General features: G+C 74.8%; 18 protein-coding genes. 8 read left to right on the forward strand and 10 right to left on the reverse strand.

Features of this window, described 5'->3' with window-relative positions:
* Nucleotides 1-24: 24 nt before the first annotated feature.
* Complete coding sequence (gene rlmC / locus GXP71_RS03300) at nt 25-1167, forward strand: 23S rRNA (uracil(747)-C(5))-methyltransferase RlmC (protein WP_162351489.1); 1143 nt, start codon at nt 25-27, stop codon at nt 1165-1167.
* A 327-nt stretch (nt 1168-1494) separates the two neighbouring features.
* Nucleotides 1495-1815: a DUF1905 domain-containing protein gene (locus GXP71_RS03305; protein ID WP_162351490.1), complete on the forward strand. Its 321-nt coding sequence runs from the start codon at nt 1495-1497 to the stop codon at nt 1813-1815.
* Between the two features lie 12 nt (nt 1816-1827).
* Here GXP71_RS03305 and GXP71_RS03310 read toward each other — a convergent pair whose 3' ends face one another.
* The 3 genes from GXP71_RS03310 to GXP71_RS03320 form a co-directional block, all read right to left on the reverse strand.
* A complete protein-coding gene (locus GXP71_RS03310; RefSeq protein ID WP_162351491.1) occupies nt 1828-2301 on the reverse strand; it encodes a type VI secretion system tube protein Hcp in 474 nt (157 codons plus the stop codon).
* Nucleotides 2302-2570: 269 nt separating this feature from the next.
* Nucleotides 2571-2963, reverse strand: coding sequence for a hypothetical protein (locus tag GXP71_RS03315; RefSeq protein WP_162351492.1), 393 nt, complete (start codon nt 2961-2963; stop codon nt 2571-2573).
* 112 nt (nt 2964-3075) lie between these two features.
* Nucleotides 3076-5289, reverse strand: coding sequence for an esterase-like activity of phytase family protein (locus GXP71_RS03320; RefSeq protein WP_162351493.1), 2214 nt, complete (start codon nt 5287-5289; stop codon nt 3076-3078).
* Nucleotides 5290-5389: 100 nt separating this feature from the next.
* Here GXP71_RS03320 and GXP71_RS03325 point away from each other — a divergent pair, with 100 nt between their 5' ends.
* From GXP71_RS03325 to GXP71_RS03335, 3 genes are all read left to right on the forward strand, one after another.
* Nucleotides 5390-6469: a winged helix DNA-binding domain-containing protein gene (locus GXP71_RS03325; RefSeq protein ID WP_162351494.1), complete on the forward strand. Its 1080-nt coding sequence runs from the start codon at nt 5390-5392 to the stop codon at nt 6467-6469.
* 86 nt (nt 6470-6555) lie between these two features.
* Complete coding sequence (locus tag GXP71_RS03330; protein ID WP_162351495.1) at nt 6556-7071, forward strand: DUF664 domain-containing protein; 516 nt, start codon at nt 6556-6558, stop codon at nt 7069-7071.
* A 95-nt stretch (nt 7072-7166) separates the two neighbouring features.
* On the forward strand, nt 7167-8621 hold the full coding sequence (locus GXP71_RS03335; protein WP_162351496.1) for a hypothetical protein: 1455 nt from the start codon (nt 7167-7169) through the stop codon (nt 8619-8621).
* A gap of 40 nt (nt 8622-8661) precedes the next feature.
* On the opposite strand, the gene GXP71_RS03340 is transcribed toward GXP71_RS03335, so the two are convergent.
* Nucleotides 8662-12153: a WD40 repeat domain-containing protein gene (locus GXP71_RS03340; protein WP_162351497.1), complete on the reverse strand. Its 3492-nt coding sequence runs from the start codon at nt 12151-12153 to the stop codon at nt 8662-8664.
* The gene (locus GXP71_RS03345; protein WP_162351498.1) at nt 12138-14213 is read right to left on the reverse strand and encodes a CHAT domain-containing protein; all 2076 of its coding nucleotides are present in this window, start codon (nt 14211-14213) and stop codon (nt 12138-12140) included. The genes GXP71_RS03340 and GXP71_RS03345 overlap by 16 nt, the downstream gene beginning before the upstream one ends.
* Nucleotides 14214-14374: 161 nt before the next feature.
* Here GXP71_RS03345 and GXP71_RS03350 point away from each other — a divergent pair, with 161 nt between their 5' ends.
* Complete coding sequence (locus tag GXP71_RS03350) at nt 14375-14650, forward strand: acylphosphatase (RefSeq protein WP_162351499.1); 276 nt, start codon at nt 14375-14377, stop codon at nt 14648-14650.
* Between the two features lie 95 nt (nt 14651-14745).
* Here the strand turns inward: GXP71_RS03350 and GXP71_RS03355 are convergent, their stop codons facing one another.
* From GXP71_RS03355 to GXP71_RS03375, 5 genes are all read right to left on the reverse strand, one after another.
* On the reverse strand, nt 14746-15468 hold the full coding sequence (locus GXP71_RS03355) for a 5'-methylthioadenosine/adenosylhomocysteine nucleosidase (RefSeq protein ID WP_162351500.1): 723 nt from the start codon (nt 15466-15468) through the stop codon (nt 14746-14748).
* Nucleotides 15465-15917: an S-ribosylhomocysteine lyase gene (locus GXP71_RS03360; protein ID WP_124343425.1), complete on the reverse strand. Its 453-nt coding sequence runs from the start codon at nt 15915-15917 to the stop codon at nt 15465-15467. Before GXP71_RS03360 ends, GXP71_RS03355 begins: the two co-directional genes overlap by 4 nt.
* 127 nt (nt 15918-16044) lie before the next feature.
* Complete coding sequence (locus tag GXP71_RS03365) at nt 16045-16959, reverse strand: ABC transporter permease (protein WP_202924326.1); 915 nt, start codon at nt 16957-16959, stop codon at nt 16045-16047.
* On the reverse strand, nt 16946-17941 hold the full coding sequence (locus GXP71_RS03370) for an ABC transporter ATP-binding protein (RefSeq protein WP_162351501.1): 996 nt from the start codon (nt 17939-17941) through the stop codon (nt 16946-16948). The genes GXP71_RS03365 and GXP71_RS03370 overlap by 14 nt, the downstream gene beginning before the upstream one ends.
* Entirely contained in the window at nt 17938-19200 is a 1263-nt protein-coding gene (locus GXP71_RS03375; protein WP_162351502.1) for a hypothetical protein, read from the reverse strand. The genes GXP71_RS03370 and GXP71_RS03375 overlap by 4 nt, the downstream gene beginning before the upstream one ends.
* A 94-nt stretch (nt 19201-19294) precedes the next feature.
* On the opposite strand from GXP71_RS03375, the gene GXP71_RS03380 reads away from it, so the two are divergent.
* Both GXP71_RS03380 and GXP71_RS03385 read left to right on the forward strand, forming a co-directional pair.
* The gene (locus tag GXP71_RS03380; protein ID WP_162351503.1) at nt 19295-19948 is read left to right on the forward strand and encodes a response regulator transcription factor; all 654 of its coding nucleotides are present in this window, start codon (nt 19295-19297) and stop codon (nt 19946-19948) included.
* 4 nt (nt 19949-19952) lie between these two features.
* Complete coding sequence (locus GXP71_RS03385) at nt 19953-21302, forward strand: cell wall metabolism sensor histidine kinase WalK (RefSeq protein ID WP_238402602.1); 1350 nt, start codon at nt 19953-19955, stop codon at nt 21300-21302.
* The last annotated feature ends 99 nt before the right edge of the window (nt 21303-21401 follow it).

Below are 21401 nucleotides of genomic sequence, written 5' to 3' on the forward strand. Positions count from 1 at the left end.
ACACGGCCCGTAGGCTGGGGGACCGTGCAGTGCCCCTACTACGACGCGGAGCGGTGCCTCTCCTGCACGTGGATGGGCCGGCCCTACGGCGACCAGCTCGCCGCCAAGCAGGACCTGTGCGTCGACCTGCTCGCCGCGCACCACGACCTCGTCTGGCTCGACCCTGTGGCCAGCCGCGAGGAGGGGTTCCGCAACAAGGCCAAGATGGTCGTCGGCGGGACCATCGACGCCCCGACGCTCGGCATCCTCGACGCGGCCGGCGTCGGCGTGGACCTCCAGGGCTGCGGCCTCTACCCGGCCTCCCTGTCGGCGACCTTCCCGGTGCTGACGGCGTTCGTCACCCTGGCCCGGCTCGAGCCCTACGACGTCCCTGCGCGTCGCGGCGAGCTCAAGCACCTGCTCCTCACCGAGTCGCCCGACGGCGACCTCATGCTGCGGTTCGTGCTGCGCTCGCAGGAGGCCGTCGCCCGCATCCGCAAGCACCTGCCGTGGCTGCGCGCGCAGCTCCCGCGCCTCGTCGTCGCGTCCGTGAACCTGCTGCCCGAGCACAAGGCCGTGCTGGAGGGGGAGCGCGAGATCCTGCTGACGTCGGACGAGACGCTGCGGATGCGCGTCAACGGCCTCGACCTGCACCTGCGCCCGCAGAGCTTCTTCCAGACGAACACCGACGTCGCCGCCGCGCTCTACCGGCAGGCGGCCGCATGGGTGTCCGAGAGGGCGCCCGCGTCGGTCTGGGACCTGTACTGCGGCGTCGGCGGGTTCGCGCTGCACGTCGCCGACGGCTCGCGCGACGTCGTCGGCGTCGAGACGTCCGCCGAGGCCGTCGCGAGCGCGACCCTCACCGCGCGCGACGCGGGCCTGACCCGCACCACGTTCCGCGCCGACGACGCGACCGCCTTCGCGCTCGGCGCGTCACCCGCCGACGTGCCCGACCTCGTCGTCGTCAACCCGCCGCGACGCGGCATCGGCCCCGACCTGGCCGGCTGGCTCGAACGGTCGGGCGTCGGGACGGTCGTCTACTCGTCGTGCAACGCCCGCTCGCTGGCCCGCGACCTCGCCGCCATGCCGTCCCTGCGTCCCGTCCGTGGCCGGGTCCTCGACATGTTCCCCCAGACGACCCACTACGAGGTCGTCACGCTGCTGACCCGCGAGAGCCGAGCGAGCTGACGTCGATCGTCACCGGTGCTCGGCCACGAGCGCATCGGTGATCACGTGGCCCTCGACGGGCATGAACGTCGGGAAGCCCTCGCGCACGGGGAGGTGGCCGGCCGAAGGCAGGCCGCGTCGTGGCAGCTCGTCGACGGCGCGAGCGAGCGTGATGTGCTCGTGCTGCGCGAGAGCGCGCGGCTGCTATCACGTCCTCGCCGAGGTCCGCGGTCGTCCTCATGACGGCATCCTCGCGCAGGCGGAGCTTGGCACCGCTTCGCGCGGGGATGCGGCGCCGCCAGCGGCTCGTGACCGGTCGGTGTCGGCGGATGCTGCGACGATGCCGGCATGACGGACCGGCCGGCGTACGAGTTCGACGCGCCGCTGTGGCGGTGGGACGCCCGCAAGACGGACTCGTGGGTCTTCGTCAGCCTGCCGACCGACGTCGCCGACGACGTGCTCGAGGTGGCGTCCGGGGTCACGCGCGGGTTCGGGTCGGTGCGGGTCGAGGTGACCCTCGGCGGTTCCGTCTGGCGCACGTCGGTGTTCCCCGACGACAAGGCCAAGACCTACGTGCTGCCGCTCAAGAAGGCGGTCCGCCGGGCGGAGTCGTGCGACGTCGGCGACACCGTGCGGCTGCGCGTCGTGCTGGTCGACGTGGGCGCCTGACGGATCGGGGCGTCAGCGGGACGGTCGTGTGAAGTCGACCTCGCCGGTGACGGGCGAGCCGGGCGTGCCGTCGGGCTGCTGCGGCACGACGTCGAACCGCAGGGACTCGAACCGCAGGGTGATCGTGTCGACCGGCAGGAAGTCCTCCGCCGTGACCGCGTAGCCCGACACGACGACGTCCTGCAGCCGCCACCGCAGGAACGGGCGTCCGCCGTTCTCCCCGGCCTGCACGACCTCGAGCTCCGCGACGTCGAACCGCTCGTTGCGCGCGCACGCGACCATGAGGCGCGGCGAGGCGACGCTGACGTCGGCGGTCACGACGAGGGGGCTCGCGGTGACGCGGCCGGACACGGCGGCATGCCCACCGGCGCCCGCGCCCGACGTCTCGGACCAGGTGAACGAGCGCACCTCGATCCAGCCCTCGTGATGCCGGTCCGTGGAGCCTCCCTCGACCGACTCGATCCGCACGTACGCGTGCGCGCTCATGGCACCCTCCCGACGACGCCGTCACCAACGAGTCTGTCACCACGCGTCCGCCGCGCGAACGACGTCTGGCGTCCCCGGACCAAGAATCGAACCGGATGGCTGACTCGTGGCCTTGCCTCGACACCCCGCCGCGTGGCACACGTCGACCGTCGCGCGTTGCTCCGTACTATGCCGACCGCTTACGATGAAGGTGTCCATCGCAGTAGCGGTGGGAAGTGGGCCCAAGACCCTGCCGGACGGCGGTGGCGCTTGGGCCTCGCGCTTTCTGGCTACAGGTCGCGTACGTCGACTACGACGTCTTTGGTCAGTGCCCGCCACGTCCCGCCCTTCGCGAATGCCCACGCGATCGCGTCTGGGACCACCAGCAAGGGCTCGGTCGTCGCCTTCTCGTGCCGGTAGAGCAGCCGGTCCTGGGCGCCGGCGGCGCGGATCGCGGCGTACATCAGGCGCAGGTCCCGGGTGACGAGCGTGTCGTCTCGGTCCAGGCACAGGTGTTCGTGGCCGGCGGCGGCGCAGTCGGCCACCAGCGCACGTAGGCACGCCTCGCGCCGCACCAGCTCGGTGCGACCGTCTCGAGGGGCACGGTAGATCGTCACCTGCGGGCGCAGAGCCATCACGGCGGCAAGGATCGTCTTCCTGCGCGCGTCGCTCGCCTCGTGCATGTGTGGCGCCGCCTCGCGTGACCTCCCCACTGCTTCCTGCGCAGGTGCAGCGGGGACGCGACGAGGCCCCAGGGCGTGCCACCCCGGGGCCTCGCGCGTGGTCGCGGTCGCGTCAGCCGACTGCGGCGGCGCCCACGTCGGGGTGGTCCGTGAAGAAGCCGTCCATGCCGGCGCGCAGGAAGGTGCGGATCTCGCCCTGCAGGTCGCCGTGCGCGTTCGGGTCGGTGCCGACGCGGAACTGGGTGGGCAGGAACTGGTTCTCGGCGCGGAAGGTCCAGCCGTGCACGGTGAGGCCTGCGCGGTGGGCGTCGCGGATCACGGGGGAGGGCTTCAGGAGCGCCCCTGACGCGTCGCGCGGGATCAGCACGTCCTTGCAGACGCCGACGCCGTCGGCGTAGCGGGCGATGTCGCGCAGGCCCTCGCGGGTGACGAGGTCGGCGTAGGTGCGGGTGTCGCCTGCGGCGACGAGGTCCCACGGTGCACCGGAGCAGTTGACGAGCTGCGCGAGCGGCAGCTTCGTGCGCGTCGACAGCTCGCGCAGGTTCGACGTCTCGAAGGACTGGATGATCACGGGCGCGCGGCGACCGTCGAACCCGTTGGCCGCGAGCGTGGCGAGCAGCGGCTCCTCGAGGGACAGGCCGAGGCCGTCGAAGTACGTCGGGTGCTTGGTCTCCGGGTAGACGCCGACGGGCTCACCCGCGCAGGTCCGGGAGTTCCGCGCGAGGTCGAGGACCTCGTCGAACGTCGGCACCTGGTAGCGGCCGTCGAACGCGGTGTTGCCCGGGCGGACCGCCGGGATGCGCTCCTTCGCCCGCAGCGTGCGGAGCTCGGCGAGCGTGAAGTCCTCGGTGAACCAGCCCGTGAGGCTGACCCCGTCGATCGTCTTGGTGGTCCGGCGCGACGCGAACTCGGCGCGGGCCGCGACGTCCGTCGTGCCGCCGATCTCGTTCTCGTGCCGGGCGACGAGCACGCCGTCCTTCGTGCTCACGAGGTCGGGCTCGATGTAGTCGGCGCACTGCAGGATCGCGGTCTCGTACGACGCGAGCGTGTGCTCGGGCCGGTAGCCGGACGCGCCGCGGTGGCCGACGACGAGCGTGTCGTCAGGCTTGGCCAGGCGCGCGCCGCGCAGGTCGACGACCACCATCTCGGTCGCGTCGGGGATGCCGGGGACGCGGGCGGCGTTGCCGGGGTAGTTGTTGTCGTTCGCGAGCAGCAGCCGGTCGCGGCCGAGCGGCACGATCGTCTCGAACGACTGGACCGGGAAGGCGAACGGGTCGCCGGTGCCGTAGCCGCCGCCGGTGCTGACGCCGCGCGGGTCGGCGATCTTGAGGGCGTCGAGGACGAGTGTCTTGCGGACGAACCCGTCGCGGTCCGTCGTCGACAGGTCGACCTCGTAAACGCGCTTGATGACGGACGCGGCGCCGTCGAAGTCGTCGCGCTCGATGAGCCACAGCCGGTCCTTGCCGACCCACTGCGCGTCGCCGATGACGTTCGCCTCGGCGTCGGTCTGGTACGGCCACGTGCGGCCCGTGTACTGCTGCGTGCGGGTGTCGAACTCGTAGACGAACCGGCGGCGCTTGTCGGCGTCGTCGGTGAACGCACCCTCGACGATCGGGTAGAGGCGGCGGCCGTCGGGCGACGCGGCGAGCGCCTCGAAGCCACGGCTGCTCGCGACGCGCGGGGTCTCGCCGGGCGCGAGGTACGGGTTGGCGGGCGACTTCCCGTCGGGGAACGGCACGGGCGCGGACAGCAGCACGCCGTCGGCGCTGAAGTGCAGCAGGAACGGCCCGAACTCCTCGCCGACCCAGAGCGTGCCGTCCTTGGCGCGCTGCACGGACTCGACGTCGAAGTCGGCGCCGGTGAGCACGCGGTCGGGGCGGGTCAGCGGGAAGTCGATGCGGTGGTCGGGGTCCTGGAACGAGATGTGCCGGCCGACCTGGATCGTCCCCGACCGCCAGTCGGGCGTGACGAGGTACATCCGGAGCAGGAAGTCGGCGGAGTTCGTCTTGCTGCCGAAGCCGTTGTCCGGCAGCCCCCAGAACGAGCCGTCGCCGTTGGCGAGGGCCCCCGAGAAGCCGGGGATCACCTGCCCGGCGAACGGGCCGGTCCGGCCGTTGGCCGGCGTGACGGCCGCACCCGACGGCGGGCCGTCGGCGAGGAAGTCGGCAGAGAGCGTGGCGCGGGAGACGAGGGCGGGACCGCGGTCCGCCGACGGGCCGTGGCCCGGGGACCCGCCGGCGGCGGCGGGGAGCGAGGCGGCGACCGATCCGCCCAGCACGGCGGAGACGGCGACGAGAGCGAGCGCGACAGCGCGACGGGTTCGCATGACGGCCAGTCGACCGCGTCCGGTTGGCCCCCGCATGTCCGGTCGGTCGACGCCGCGTGACCGCGCGGGGAACACCCAGGTCGCGCCTAGGATCCGCAGCATGGACGCCGTCGAGGTCGCCCACCGCCGCCTCCACCGCCAGCACCTGTCGGGCTCGCCGCTGCCCGACTGCGTGGCCGTCGTCCGCCACCTGGGAGCGTCGCAGGCGCAGGAGGTGCCGATGTCGCGGTGGTCGCTCGGCATGCGCAGCGGCACGGACGACGCGACCGTCCTCGCGGCGATCGACGACGGGCGGATCGTCCGCACGCACGCGCTGCGCGCGACCTGGCACTACCTCGCCGCGGAGGACCTGCGCTGGGTCCAGGCGCTGACCGGCCCGCGCGTCGTGCAGGTCAACCGGTCCGTCGAGCGGCAGGTCGGCATCGACGACGAGGCGGTCGCGCGGACGCACCGCGCCGTCACCACGGCGCTGCGCGGCGGCGAGCACCTCACGCGCGGGGAGCTCGGCGACGTCCTGGCGCGCGCCGGTGTCGAGGCGTCCGGCCTGCGGCTGGCCTACCTGCTCATGCGCCTCGAGCTCGACGCCGTGATCGCGAGCGGCGCGGTCCGCGGCGCGCAGCAGACGTACGCGCTGGTCGACGGGCGCGTCGCCGAGGGCCCCGACCTGCGGGGAGACGACGCGCTCGCGGAGCTCACGCGGCGGTTCTTCACCGGGCACGGGCCTGCGGCGGAGAAGGACATGGCGTGGTGGGCGACGCTCACGCTCACGCAGGTCCGGCGCGGGATCGCGCTGTGCGAGGGCGAGCTCGTCGAGGACGAGGTCGACGGCGTGCGGCTGTGGTCCGCGCCCGGGCCGGTGCCCGCCCGGGACCCGTCGCCGACCGCGCACGTGCTGCAGGGGTACGACGAGTACGGCGTGGCGTACACCGCGAGCCGGTTCGTCACCAACCTCGCCGGTCTGAGCATCGCGCCGCCCGGCTCGAACACGGTCATCGCACCGCTGCTCGTCGACGGGCAGGTCGTCGGGTGGTGGCGACGCGTGGTCGCGCGAGACGGGGTGGTCGCGCAGCCGCGCCCGGCCCGCGCCCTCACCGACTCCGAGCGAGCCGCCGTCGAGACGGCGTTCGCGTCGTACGCGCGGTTCGCGGGTCTGCCGGTCCGCGTCGACTGGGACGCCTGAGACCGGCCTGCGCGGGCGGGCGACGAGCGGTCTGGCTACCGTCGAACGGGTCGGTCGCCGCCCGTGCGACCCACCGAGGAGGACGCATGGACGTCGCCGACCTGCTCGTCGAGGCCCTGGGCCGCGTCGGACCCGTGCTGCACGGCACCGTCGACGGCCTGCCGCCCGAGGCCCTGACGTACCGGCCCGACCCCGGCGCGAACTCGATCGCGTGGCTCGTGTGGCACGCGGCACGCGGGCAGGACGCGCAGATCGCGCACGTCGCCGGAGTCGAGCAGGTGTGGACGGCTCGCGGCTGGGCCGAGCGGTTCGGGCTGCCGTTCACCGCCCGGGCGACCGGGTACGGGCAGTCGCCCGACGACGTGGCCGCGGTCGACGTGCCCGGTGACCTGCTGCTCGGCTACTACGACGAGGTCGCCGCGCAGACCGTCGCCTACCTCGAGCGCCTTCAGCCGGACGACCTCGGCAAGGTCGTCGACGAGTCCTGGGACCCGCCCGTGACGCTCGGCGTCCGGCTCGTCAGCATCGTCGACGACGACGTGCAGCACGCCGGCCAGGCCGCCTACGTGCGCGGGCTGTGGGAGCGCCGCACCGGCACCTGACGGCGGGTGAGATCCGCGGGCGCACCTACCGGCGTCGTCCGCCGTCGCCCTAGCGTGACGAGCGGGCGGGAGCATCCGCAGCGGGGAGGTGTGCCGTGGACGATCGCGTGGGCCCGGACGACCTGCTCGTCGTCGACGGGCTCGACGTCACGACCGGCACGTACCTGACCCCGCCGACCGCGCTCGGCGACCTCGCGGCGGCGCTGCGGGACGCACCGGTGCCGGGCGGTGGCGACGAGCGGCGGCTGCGGCGGCGGAGCCAGGCCGACGAGCGGCACCTCGGCGTGACCGTCGGCTTCGACGCCGAGGACCTCGGCTCCGTGGGGTGGGGCATCGTCACCGCTCCCGACGTCGACGCGGCCGTCCTGGCGGCGCTCGAGCCGCTGCTGGCTCGCCGGCGGCAGCAGGCCGGCGACCGGTACCGGCACCTCGTCGTCGAGGACGGGGAGGACGCCGACACGTTCCTCGTGCGGCACGGCGCGACGCCGACAGTCGTCGACCCCCGCGTCGTGCCGTACTACCTGCTGCTCGTCGGCGGGCCGGGCCCGCTGCCGTTCGACCTGCAGCACCAGCTCGGTGTCGCGTACGCGGTCGGCCGTCTGGACCTGCCCGACCCGGCCGCGTACGCCGCCTACGCCGCGTCGGTGCTCGCGGCGGAGGACCGGGACGCGGCGGCCGGCCCCGCACCGCGCGGCGCGCGTTCCGCGCGGCTGTTCGGCCCCCGCAACCCCGACGACACCGCGACCGAGCTCAGCAGCCGCCTCCTGCTGACGCCGCTGCTCGACGAGGTCGGCCGGTCGGCGTCGGCGTGGTCGGTCGCGGCGGACGCGGGCGAGCCTGCCACGAAGCAGCGGCTGCGCACCCTGCTGCACGCACCCGACGGTCCCGACGTGCTGTTCACGGCGAGCCACGGCCTCGGCGGCCCGCAGGCGACAGCGCTGGGCCTCGGCGGCGCGCTCGTCTGCCAGGACTGGCCCGGGCCCGTCCAGCAGCGCGGGCCGCTCACACCCGCCCAGTACCTCGCCGCGGGCGACGTCGACGCCGCCGCAGCCGTCCGCCCCCGCGTCGTCCTCGCGTTCGCCTGCTACGGCGCGGGCACGCCCCGGTACAGCGACTACCCGGCCGGACCCGGTGCGACACTCGTCGAGATCGCCGCCCAGGACGCCACGGCGCCGCTGCCCACGCGGCTGCTCGGCCACCCGGCGGGCGGTGCGCTCGCGTTCGTCGGGCACGTCGACCGGACCTGGTCGTGCGCGTTCCTCTGGCACGGCACGACCGCGCAGACGGGGGCGTTCCGGGGCGCGCTGCTCGGCCTGCTCGACGGGAGGCGCGTGGGGCACGCGCTCGAGGACCTGACCTCGCGGTACGCGTCGCTCGCGACGCTCCTGACCGCGCGGATCGACGCGTCCGAGCGGCTCGGCAGGCCGTTCCCCGACGCCGACCTGGTCGCGCTCTGGACCGCCGTGCACGACGCGCGCGGGCTCGTCGTGCTCGGGGACCCCGCCGTGCGTGCGGCTCCGCCGGGGGCAGGTGGTCTGGTCCCGCTGTGACCGGGCGACGGCGGCTCCCCGCGCCGACGGTGCGCGCGGTTCAGCCCGTCTCGACGAGCCGCGACGCGACCCGGTCCACCAGGCCACGGTCGTCCAGCGGCACCTCGACGACCTGGCCGCCCCAGAGCGTCACGACGACGTCGCCCGCGCGCCCCGACACGGTCGCGACGTCGAGCCACGTGCTCGACGGGATCTCCCGCACGACCCGACCGCGCCGGGCGTCGACGACGTCGATGCCACGCTCACCGGTCGCCACCACGAGGCCGTCGCTCGTGAACGCGAGCGCCTGCGGCCGCAGGTGCGGGAGCGACGTGCTCCACAGGAGCCGCCCGGTCGTCCGGTCGAAGAGCCCGAGCACGCCGGCCTGCGTGGTGACGGCGACCTGCCGCGCCCCGGAGCCGACCGCCACGTCGGACGGGGCGTCGCCGCGCGCCATCGGCATGCGCAGCCGCACCGGGATCCCGCCTGCGGTGGGCAGGACCTCGCCCACCTCCGCGACGGACGTCGCCGGGTCCGTCGAGGGGGCCGCGGCGTAGGCGACCACGGCCGCGGAGCCGTCCGGCAGGAGCTCGACGTGCCCGGCGTCCTCGGCCGGCTGGAGGGCGCCCACAGCTGCGCCGGTCGCGACGTCGACGAGCCGCACCTCGCCCGCGACCGCCAGCGCGAGCAGCCCGCCCGCGACGCTCGCGTCGTCCACGAAGGGCTGGTCGGGCCCGGACGGCACCTCGTGCAGCAGCGCCCCGGTCGTGGTGTCCCAGACGCGCGCGGTGCCGTCGGGGTTCACGGTCGCCACGCGGGCGCCCGGCTCGTCGGCGTCGATCGTCCACGGGCTGTCGGGTGCGACGACGGGCGTCGCGGTCGCGATCCCCGTGTCGTCGCTGTGGACGACGGTGCCGTCGGCCCGCACGCCGTAGGCGACCCCCTCCGACACGTCGACGGCGCGCGCGTCCCCGTCGTCGCCGAGCTGCCACACGCCGGTGCGCCCGTCCGACGCGAGCACGAGCGCCTGACGCGGCGTCGTCTCGTCGGGTAGCACGCCGCTCACGCCCGTGCCCGGCAGGAACGCCGTGCCGTCCCGCGCGCCGGTCGCGACGTCGAAGCGCTGCACGGCGCCCCACGAGGCGGACGCGAAGACGGTCGTCAGGTCGGGGCCGAACACGAAGCCGGTGAGGCCCGGGTCGGTCACGGTCGCGGACTTCGCGCCCGTCGCGACGTCCCACACGACGGCGCCGGAGTCGTCGGACGTGCCGAGCGTCGCGGCGCCGGGGCCGAACCGCAGCTGCTGCACGGCTCCGCCGACCTCCAGGCGCCGCAGGAAGCGGCCGGCCGCGACGTCCCACAGCTGGACGGTGCCGGAGTCGTCTCCCGTGGCGAGGGTCCGGCCGTCGACGCTGAACGCGGCCGTGAGCGGCCAGGCGGTCGCGGCGTCGGCGTCGCCGGCCTGCGCCGCGGTGACGTCGAGCACGCGGTGCCGGTCGGCGCGCCGGCCGCCGTCGACGGTCCACAGGGTGGCCGACGTGCCGGGTCCCAGCGACACGAGCGCGCGGCCGTCGGGCGCGGCGACGACGGTGTGCAGCCCGGCCGGACCCGCCCAGCGCGTCGTGGACCCGTCGGCCCGCTCCCACACGACGATCGTGCCGTCCTCGAGGCCCGCGACCACGACCGAGCCGTCGGCGCTCACGTCGGCGGCGACGGGCGACTCGCCGTCGAGGATCGTCGCGGCACGCTCGAACGTGGTGCGCCCGGCGTCGTCGACCTTCCGCGCCCAGACGGTCACGGCGGAGTCGACGGTGACGACCGTCTGCCCGTCGAGGGACTCGACGAGCACGTCGACGGGTCCGTCGGTGTCGAGCAGCGCCACGACGGGCGTCGACGTCGCGGCGAGGTGGAGCAGGTCGCGCGTGTTGGACCCCAGCGGCTCGTCGCCGCTCAGGTCGTCGCGTCCGACGTCGACGGCCGCGCGGGCGGCCCTCTCCGCGTCCTGGTCCAGGTCGGCGAGGGCCGTGAACAGCGTCCGCTCCCGGGCCCGGTCGGCCTTCGCCGTGTCGAGCACGCGTTGCGTCTGGCCGTAGAGCCCGATCGCGGCGACCAGGAGCACCGCGAGCGCGAGGACGAGCACCCGCATCCAGAGGCGTCGCCGCCGGTCGCGCCGCCGGTCGGCCTCGAGCGCCTGGGACGCCTCGAGGAACTCGCGCTCGTGCGGCTGCAGCGGTCGGCGCCGGGTGGCGACGTCGGCCGTCGCGGACGCGAGGTGGGAGCCGGTGAGCAGCAGGCGGCGCTGCCTCCCGTTCTCGTCCCACAGCGCGGCGGCCTGCTCGAACCCCGTGAGGTGCTGCGCGCGCCAGCGCGCGTTGCTGCGCCGGACGGGTTCGATGAACCGGTCGTGCGACAGCTCGTACCAGGTGGCCTGCCGTCGGGTCTCCGGGCGGATGAGGTGCTCGAGCTCGCGCAGGATCGGCCCGTCGGCCTCGGCGGTGCCGAGGGGGCCCTCGAGCACCTGGCCGCGCAGCCCCTGCGGCGTGATGAGGCGACGCTCGAACCAGTCCCGGATGACGTCCTCGCGCACGTCGGTGACGCGTGCGGCCTCGGCGACGCGCCGGTCGTAGTAGTCGGCGAGCGCCTGCTCGACGGATCCGCCGGCGACGCCGTCGGCCGTGGTGATCTCCGTGCTGCCGGGGTCGCGTCGCGCCCAGATGGTGGTGCACGCGAGCTGGAGCTGGACGGGCTCGACGTACGCGCCGAGGACGTCGACGGTGCCGTCGAGCCGCTGGGCGCGGACCTGGCGGAGGTCGTCGACGAGCGCGTGCGCCGCCTCGGCGCGGAACTCGACGCCGGCGTCCTGCGCGGGACGCACGACGGCGTCGAACGCCTCGTCGGCGGTGAGCAGGTCGAGCCGGTAGCGCGTGCGCAGCCGGGTCGGGACCGCGCGCAGGTAGGGCTCGAGCGCGGCGAGGTGGTCCTCGCGGATCGCGAACAGGGCCCACAGCCGGTGCGCGCGCAGCGCCTCGCCGACCTGCGCGAAGAACTCGCGCTTGGCGTCCTCGTCGGTCGGGTCGAGGCTGAGGACCTCTTCGAACTGGTCGAAGACGAGCACCTCGTTGCCGGGGATGCCGTCCTGGTCGGGCCGCTGCTCGAGGTACTCGGCGAGCGTCAGGTCGCGCAGCCGGTCGAGCGGCACCTGCTGCTCCTCGGGCACGTCGGACTCCAGCGACATGAGCGTGCTCATGAGGTACCGGTTGCGTGGCGGCGGCTGCATGGTCGCGACGTGCGGCGTGTTCACGCGCACGACGGGCAGCACCTCGAGGCCCTCGCGGTTCAGCTCGGGGATCAGGGCGGCGTTGATGAGCGACGACTTGCCCGCGCCGGAGGGGGAGTAGAGCAGCACGATGCGCTCGGCGACGACGAGGTTGAACAGCGTGTCGAGCGCGACGGCGCGCCCGTACAGGTGCTGCCCCGCCCGGAACGACTGCGGCCCGACGTAGGGGTTGCCGGTCTGCACGTCGGGCAGGACGCCCGTCACCGGGACCCCCACTGGTCGTGCAGCTCCTTGACGAACCGCTCGGTGCTGCCCCAGTAGAGGCTGACGCGCGCGCCGTCGCGGAAGTAGCCCTCGAGGTACGCGCGGGCGCGGGCCGGGTCGCTGGTCGAGCCCTCCTCGGGGTCGACCTGCACCGCGACGTGCGTGTGGTCGTTCGCCGACTTGCCCTCGTAGTTCATGACGCTGCGGTACAGGACGCGGAAGTCCCACTCGTCGAGCCGGAAGCCCACGAACATCAGGGCGGTCCGGGTGAGCGCGCCGCGGACGTGCCGGGGGACCAGCTCGCGGTTCTGGGTGACGCCGATGAGGTAGTCGAAGTAGTCGTCCTCGGTGAGGACCAGTGACTCGGGCACCTCGAGCAGCCCGAGCAGGTGGTAGACCAGCGGTCGCTGCACGCTGGGCCGGTACCCGGGCTCCCGCTCGTACACCGACTCGGGCCACTCGATGTCGTCGTTCCAGCGGCACAGCTCGACCTCGGGCTGCTTGCCGGCGGCTGCCAGGGCGTTCGCGAGCAGCCGGGTCGGCTGCGTCGTGATGTAGACGGGTGCGGTGAGGTCGGCGAGCACCGAGTACGGCTCGATCGCGCCGCGGTCGCGCAGCGCGTGCCAGCCGGCCGCGAGCACGTCCTCGATCGGCGGGCGGCCCGTGCGCAGCGGCTCCGGGATCTCGTCGCCGAACCGCTCGATCACGGTCCGCCGCACGTGCTGCTCGAGCTCGGAGCGCGGGAACGACCGGCTCTGGTTGATCGCCAGGTACTGCGCGACCTGCGGGAGGCTCTCGCGGTTGTGCGGCGCCATCGGGAACCGGTACCGGTTCGCCCACGCGCGCGCGACCTCCTGCCGCGACCCGAGCAGCAGGTCGCTGATCCCGGGCCCGATGATCGGCGTGCACTTCTCGTCCTCGATGTCGCGCACGACCGACGGCCACTTCTCGAACAGCCCCTGCGGGCCGCCCGAGTCGTACCACATGCGCCCGCTGCGCAGCCGCATGAACAGCGTGGGAACCCACCAGTCGTACCGGTCGCGCACGGCCGCCCGCCCGACCGCGCACGCGCGGTCGACGAGCCCGTCGCTGTCGAGGCTGCGGAAGAACGCGGACGCGAACGTGCCGGCCGTCGCCATGGTCACGTCGCCCTGCATCGCGACGACCGCGGGGACGCCCGCCGCGGCGAGCCGCGGACCGAGGGCCGCGAGCACGCCCGCGTCGTCGGACCGCGCGTCCTCGCCCTCGCCCGCGCTGCGGCACGACGCGAGGAACACGAGGCCGGGCGTCCGGGACAGCTCGCCGAGCTGCTGGACGAGGTCGCTGCCGAGCATCGGTGCGCCCGCACCGTCGTCGTCGACGAGCAGCAGCACGGGCTCGTGGTGCTGCAGGTAGCCGTGGCAGACCAGGTAGACGATGTCGTACCCGCGCCGGAGCTCCGCGACGACGTGCGCCGCCGTCGGCGTCGCCTCCCCGGGCAGCACGGTGACGGCCATGCCGCCGAGCGCCGTCCGCGCGCGTTCGACCTCCTCCTCGACGTCGAGCGGTGCGAGCGCACCCCGGCCCTGCGGTGCGTACTCGCCGACGTCCGTGGGCGACGCGACCACGACGAGCGCGCGCAGGTCGCCGCGCGAGCGCGGCCGCACCGGGCGCCAGTCGCGGCTGCCGAGGAACCGGGAGAACAGCACGTTCTCGTCCGTGAGGAGCGTCCGGTCGTCGTCGGGGTCGCGCAGCGTCTCCCAGCGCACGCCGTGCAGGGCCGCGGCCTCGGGGGCCGGGTCGACGACGAGCCGCACGCGCAGCCGCACCCCGTTGCTGGACGCGGTCTGCACCGCCTGGCGGAACGCGGCGCCGAACCCGCCGCCGAGCAGTCCCTTGCCGAGCGCACGGCCGTACTCGGTCGGGTCCAGGTCGCGCAGCGCGTCGGGGTCGATGTGCGCCACGAAGCCCGCGCCGTCACCGTCGAGCCGCGCGTCCGCGTCGCTGCGTGGCAGCGTGAGGGCGGGCCAGATGCCGTAGGTGACGTCGTCCTTGCGGTACAGCTGGATCTCGAGATCGGCGTACTCGTCCATCACGGGCCCCCGCGCGGCCAGGTGGTCGGGCCCGGCGACCCCGCCCCCATGAGAGGCGCCGGCGTTCACCCTGGAAGGTGCTCCCCGCGCGGGCGCAGATACCGGGCGCCGGTGCCACGATCGACGCGTGGTCCCGGGCGGGACGCGGAAGGGGGAGCGGGATGACGCGCGTGGCGCGGCACGTGGTCGTGCACGGGTTCGTGCAGGGGGTCGGCTACCGGTGGAGCGCGGCGCGCGAGGCCGCGCGGCTGGGCGTCGTCGGGTGGGTGCGGAACCGGTCCGACGGGGCCGTCGAGGCGGTCGTCGAGGGCGACGCGGACGCGGTCGAGTCGTTCGTCGGCTGGGCGCGGCAGGGACCGCGCGGGGCGTCCGTGACGTCGGTGGACGTCACCGACGAGGCGCCCGGCCACCGGGCGTCGTTCGAGATCGAGCCCTGACCGTCGCGTCGGCGGCGCCGGTCGGGCCGGACGTGCGCGGGGTCGGCCGGACGCGCGGGACCGGGCACCGCGTGGCACCCGGTCCCGGTCGGGCGTCAGGGCACGAGGTGCGGCGTGGGCTCCTCGGCCATCGCGCGGAGCAGCTCGATGACGACGGCCGCCGAGCGGTCCGCGGCGTCGTCGACGTGCGTGAGGAAGTCGTCGTTCGCGACCGGACCGCACAGGTCGGAGATGCCGCGCACCGACAGGAACGGCACGCCGTACAGGTGGCTCGTGTGCGCGAGCGCCGCGGACTCCATGTCCGTCGCGAGCGCGCCCGGGAACGACGACCGGATCGCGTCGACGCGCGAGGCGTCGATGAACGCGTCGCCCGACAGCACGGTGCCGGACAGGACGCGCAGGTCGACGGTCGCGGCGGTGGCCGCGTCGTGCAGCGCGTGCTCGGCGGCGTAGACCTCGGGCATGCCGGGGACCTGGCCGAGCTCGTAGCCGAACGCGCGTGCGTCCGCGCCGGAGTACACGTACTCCGACCCGACGACGACGTCCCCGACGCGCACCTCGACGCCCACCCCGCCGGCGCTTCCCGCGCTCACCAGGGCGCGCGGGTGGGTGGCGTTGATGGCCACGGCCGCGGCGGTCGCGGCGTTGACGAGCCCGATGCCGCTGACGACGAGCAGGACCTGCCGTCCGGCGAGCGTGAGCATGCGGTGCTGCGCGTGGCCCACGCGCGTGACCGGCCCGACGAAGTCGGCACGCGCGACGAACGGTGCCGCCTCGTCGGCCATGGCCGTGACGACGACGGCGTCGACGGCGATCACGCGGTCACCGTGCTCCAGCCGGCGCGCTCCGCGAGGAACCCGCGCGCGGCCTCCTGGGCACCCTCGAGCGTGTGGTTCGCGCCCCACCCGCACTGCACCTCGTTCGCGGCGGGCACCTCGGTCGCCTCGACGACGTCCTCGAGCGTCGACTGCACGAGGCCGAGCACGTCGTCGTAGTCCCACTCGCCCTGCAGGATGAGGTAGAAGCCGGTCTGGCAGCCCATCGGCGAGAAGTCGATCACGCGGTCCGAGTGGTTGCGCGAGTGCTCCGCGAACAGGTGCTCGAGCGAGTGCACGGCCGGCATCTCGAGGTGGCCCTTGTTGGGCTGCGTGAAGCGCACGTCGTACTTCTGGATCACGTCGCCCGCGGGCAGGACCTTCTGGTCCGCGAGGCGCACGTACGGCGCGGCGACGGTGCGGTGGTCGAGGTTGAACGACTCGACGTTCATACGAGGCTGGTTCACGGCACGCTTCCTGTCGGACGATGCGGAGACACCATTGTCAACCGTCCGGGCACCGTGCTGCTTCCGGCGGTCGCGGGCGTCCCGCGTCGTGGACGCCCGCGACCGCACGAGGTCAGGACGACACGTCGGCCGTCGTGAAGCGCGCCCACGCCAGCGACGCGAACACCGCGACCCACGCGGCCTGCACCCCGAGCCCGCCGAGCACCACGCCCCAGTCGGGGGAGAGGCGCAGCAGCTCCGCGAAGTCCAGCCAGTGGTGCGTGAGCAGGCCCGGCCGGATCGCGTCGAGCGCGGGCAGGGTGTCGAGGACGCCGGACACGATCGCGACGACGACGGTCGCCGCCATCGCGCCGACCGGGACCTCGGTGAGCGTCGAGAAGAACAGCCCGACCGCGACCAGGCCCGTCATGGACAGCCCGACGAACGCGACGATGCCCGCGACCCGCAGCGCGCCCGCCGCGAGCGGCACGGTGTCGCCCGAGAGCAGCACCACGTCGCGCAGCCCGAAGAGCAGCGCGCCCGCGACGAGCCCGACGACCGCGATCGCCAGCACCGCGGCCGCGACGAACGCGAGCGCCCCGATCGCCTTGACGACCAGCAGGCGGCTGCGACCGACCGGCGTGACGAGCAGGTAGCGCAGCGTGCCCGTCGACGCCTCGCCCGCGACCGCGTCGCCCGACGCGATGCCGACGGTCAGCGGCAGCAGGAACGGCAGGCAGACGAACACCGACGCGACGACGAGGAACAGCCCGTTCTCCGTGACACGGCCGATGAAGCCGGGCCCTTCGCCCGCCATCGCCGTGTCGCGCGTGAAGAACACGACGAGACCGAGCAGCAGCGGCACCGCGCCGAGCCCGGACAGCAGCACGAGGTTGCGGCGGCGGCCCAGGACGAGCCGCAGCTCGCTGCGCAGCAGGCGGCCGAACGCGCCGCGCACGGCTCGCAGCGGCGGTGCGGCGGTCGCGACGGCGGCCGCGGCGGTTCCCCCGGCGGATGCGACGCTCGGTCGCGGGTCAGCGTGCGACATCGAAACCCTCCCCGGTCAGCTCGACGAAGATCTCCTCCAGGCTGGGGTGCCGCACCTCGAACCCGACGAGGTCGACCCCCGCGGCGACGAGCGCCGCCGAGACCTTCTCGGGCGCGGTCTCACCGAGCAGCGCGTCGACCTGGAGCCCGTCGACGGTGACCTCGTCGAGCCCGAGCGTGTCGAGCACGCGTGCCGCGGCCCCCGCGAGACCGGTCGTCGTCGTGACCCGCAGCCGCGACGCACCGCGCGCGACGAGCACCGACCGGTCGCCCTGCAGGACCATCCGCCCCGCGCGCATGATCCCGACGTGCGTGCAGACCTGCTCGATCTCGGCGAGCAGGTGCGACGAGACGAGCACGGTCGTGCCCGCGTCGGCGAGCTCGCGCACCAGGTGCCGCACCTCGCGCGTGCCCTGCGGGTCGAGGCCGTTCGTCGGCTCGTCGAGCACCAGCAGGTCGCGCGGGCGCAGGAGCGCGGCGGCCAGCCCGAGCCGCTGCTTCATGCCCAGCGAGTACTGCCGGTACCGCTTGTCCGCCGCGGCGCCGAGCCCGACGCGGTCGAGCGCCTCCGCGGCGCGGCGGTCGGCGGTCCGCGGGTCGGCGGTCGCGTCGGCGGCCTCGAGCCGGGCCAGGTTGTCCCGCCCGGACAGGTACGGGTGGAACGCGGGCCCCTCGACGAGCGCGCCCACGCGCGGCAGCACCGACGCGGACGCCTCGGGCACGGGGGCGTCGAGCAACCACGCGGAACCCGCCGTCGGCCGCACGAGTCCCAGCAGCATGCGGATCGTCGTCGTCTTGCCCGACCCGTTGGGCCCGAGGAAGCCGTACACCGCGCCGCGCGGCACGCGCAGCGCCAGGTCGTCGACCGCGACCTGCCCGCCGCGGAACCGCTTCGTCAGCCCTTCCGTGCGCACGGCCAGGGGCCCGGCGTCGTCACCGGACCCCTGGCCGACCCGCGCGGGGTCGAGCACGGTCGTGCTCACGCCAGCCCTTGCAGCGTCTCGGGGGACACCGCGCCGACCAGCACCCGGCCGTCGTCGGTCAGCAGGACGCTGAACAGGTCGGAGGTGACCACGCGCCCGCCCGGGACGGGCTTCGCGATCGAGTCGAGCAGGGCCGACGGGTCGATCTCGCCCATGTTCGCATTGTCCGACGGGTCGCCGCCGAAGTCCTCGAGCAGCGCCTGCGCGCTGTCCGACCCGATCGTCGGCTCGTGCTCCTCGAGCTCGGCCAGCGCCTGCGGGTCGCCCGCCAGCGCGCCGGTCACGTCGACGCCGCTCACCTCGACCACCGTGTCCCAGCCCTCGCCGTGCACGGTGACGCCCTGCGGCAGCGCGCCGTCGGTGTGCTCCGCGTGCGCGGCCGCCATCTCGGCGTCCGTCGGCAGCGGCACGACGACCTCGCGGACCTGCGCGCCCGCGGGCGGGGAGAACGTGAGGACGGAGTCGGACGGCGTGGAGAACGACACGTCGGTGAACCCGACCTCGAGCGCGGGCTCGGTGTCGTCCGACGCGCTCCACACCTGCACGCGCAGCGGCGTCCACTCGGTCGCGTCGACCGCGACCACGACGCGCCCGACGAGCGTCGTCGTGCTCTTCGGCGTGACGACGAGCTGGTAGGCGTCGCGCCCGGCGACCGTCGTCTGGCCGTCGACCGACACCGTCGAGAGCTCCTGCGCGTGCGCCAGAGCCTGCTCGGCCGCGTCCTGCGGCGTGGGCAGGTCGCCCTGGACGGCAGGCCCCTCGGTCGCGAGCTTCTCGAGCGTCGCGGCGTCCGCCGGGTCGACCGTGTAGTGCACGACCTCGTCGTCGTCGCTCGAGTACGTCCACGCCTGCGTGCCGTCGTGCACGACGGAGTACTCGGACGCGGCGCCGAGCAGCGCGACGCGCGAGCGCTGCTCGCCGTCGGACCACAGGCGCAGCGTCGACGAGCCGGACATGAGGTTGACGGGGTCGGCGCTCGCGCCGCCGGGGCCGAACGGCAGCGACGGCAGGCCGAGGCGCGCGGTGTAGACGACCGTGCCGGACAGGGCGGGGGCGTCCTTCTCGACGACCTTCGCGACGAGCTGCTCGGGCGTCACGGGCGGCAGGCCGTCGTCGCCCGCGCTGGCGAACAGCGGCGGGCCCATCACGGCGGCGCCGACGGCGACGGCGGCCACGGCGGGCACCGCCCACCGGGCTCGGGGGGACAGGGACCGGCGTGCCGGGGCCGCCGGTTGCGGGGTGGGCTGTGTCTCGGTCATGAGACCACTGTGCGGCACGGCCCCTGTGGGCATCCTGAGACGCACTCCGTCCGCCGCGCGGCCCCCGGCGTGCGGCGGGTGGCATGCTGCCGACGTGCGGGTACTCGTGGTGGACGACGAGCGCGGGCTGACGAGCGCGCTGCACCGCGGCCTGTCCGCGGAGGGCTTCGCGGTGGACGTGGCGCACGACGGCGAGACCGGTCTGCGCATGGCGCTCGACCACGAGTACGACGCGATCGTCCTCGACATCATGCTGCCGCGGCGCAACGGCTACGACGTCGTCACGGCGCTGCGCGCGCAGGACGTCTTCACGCCCGTGCTGCTGCTGTCCGCGAAGGACGGCGAGTACGACGTGGCCGACGGGCTCGACGTCGGCGCCGACGACTACCTGACGAAGCCGTTCGCGTTCGTGGTGCTCGTCGCGCGGCTCCGTGCGCTGCTGCGTCGCCCGCCGCAGGTGCGGCCCGCGGTGCTGACCGTCGGCGACCTCGTGCTGGACCCGTCGGCCCGGACCGTGACACGCGGGGGTGCGGAGGTCGTCCTGACGGTCCGCGAGCTCGCGCTGCTCGAGTACCTCATGCGGCACGCCGACCGTGTCGTCGGCAAGGTCGAGCTGCGCGACCACGTGTGGGAGGGGACCGGCGAGGACGTCAACGTCGTCGAGGTCTACGTCGGGTACCTGCGCCGCAAGCTCGGCCGCGACACCGTCGCGACGGTCCGCGGTGCCGGGTACCGCGTGGCCGGCTGACGCCGTGGCGCGCCGACGGGTCTGGCGCGGGTCGCTGCGGACGCGGCTGACCGCGCTCACCGCGGGGCTGCTCATGGTGACGCTCGCGGTCGGGGCGGTCGTGCTCACGTCGGTGCTGTCCGCGGGCCGGGTGTCCGCGCTCGACGAGACCGTGCGCGACCGCGTCGACACCGTCGCCGACCTCGCCGACGCCGACCGCGTGCCCGACCCGCTGCCCGTCGCCGAACGCGGCGAGATCGCGCAGCTCCTCGACGCCGACGGACGGGTCCTCGCGACCTCGGCCAACGCGTCCCGCACCCTGCCGCTGCTGCCCGCCGACACCCTGGCGGCGCTGCGGCCGCACGGTGACGAGGTGATCGTGTCGACCACGACCGACAGCGGCTACGACCCCGACGCGCGCGTCGCGCTGCGCAACGCCACCTACCGCGGCGAGCCGGTCGTCGCCGTCGCGACCGTGCCCCTCGACGAGGTCCGTGGCCTCGTCGGTGCGTTGCGGCTCGCGCTCGTCGTCGTCGTGCCCGTCCTCACCGTGCTGCTCGCGGTGACGATCTGGGCCGTCATCGGCCGTGCGCTGCGCCCGGTCGACGAGCTGCGCCGCGCCGCCGCCGACGTGGCCCGCACCGGCGGCTCCGGGTCGCTGCCCGTGCCGCCGGTCGACGACGAGCTCGCCGCCCTGGCCCGGACGCTCAACGACATGCTCGACCGCCTCGAGACGAGCGCCGCGCGCCAGCGGTCGTTCGTCGCCGACGCGGCCCACGAGCTCCGGTCCCCGCTCGCGTCGCTGCGCGCAACCCTCGACGTCGCGCGCGCCCACCCCGACGCCTACCCCCAGGCGGAGGTCGTCGCCGACGCCGAGCGCGAGGCGGCGCGTATGCAGTCGCTCGTCGACGACCTCCTGCTCCTCGCGCGCGTCGGCTCCGCACCGCTGCGCACGGAGGACGTCGACCTGGCCGCGCTCGTGGCCGACGTGGTCGACGGCGAGACGGCGGCGTTCCCGGCGGTGACGGTCGAGGTGCACGGTGCCGGGCACGCGCGGTGCGACGCCGTCGCGACCGGGCGCGTCGTGCGCAACCTCGTCGGCAACGCGCTGCGGCACGCCGCGTCGCGCGTCGTCGTGACCGTCGCCGACGGGTCCGTCGTGGTCGAGGACGACGGCACGGGTGTCCCGCCCGAGGACCGCGAGCGCGTGTTCGAGCGGTTCGTGCGCCTCGACGACGCCCGCGAGCGCGAGGCGGGCGGCAGCGGCCTGGGCCTGGCCATCGCCCGTGAGATGGCCCGTGAGCAGGGAGGCGACGTCGGCCTGGCCGACGCGGTCCTCGGCGGCCTGCGCGCGGAGGTCCGCCTGCCCGGCTGACGTCCTCGCGCTGCGCCCGGGGCGGGCCGGAGGGCCCACGACAGGGCAGGCCCGGACCGGACGGGGGTCGGCTTCCGCGTCCGGTCCGGGGGCGTGGGG

Source organism: Cellulomonas sp. H30R-01 (genome assembly GCF_010119915.1).
Lineage (GTDB): Bacteria > Actinomycetota > Actinomycetes > Actinomycetales > Cellulomonadaceae > Cellulomonas > Cellulomonas algicola.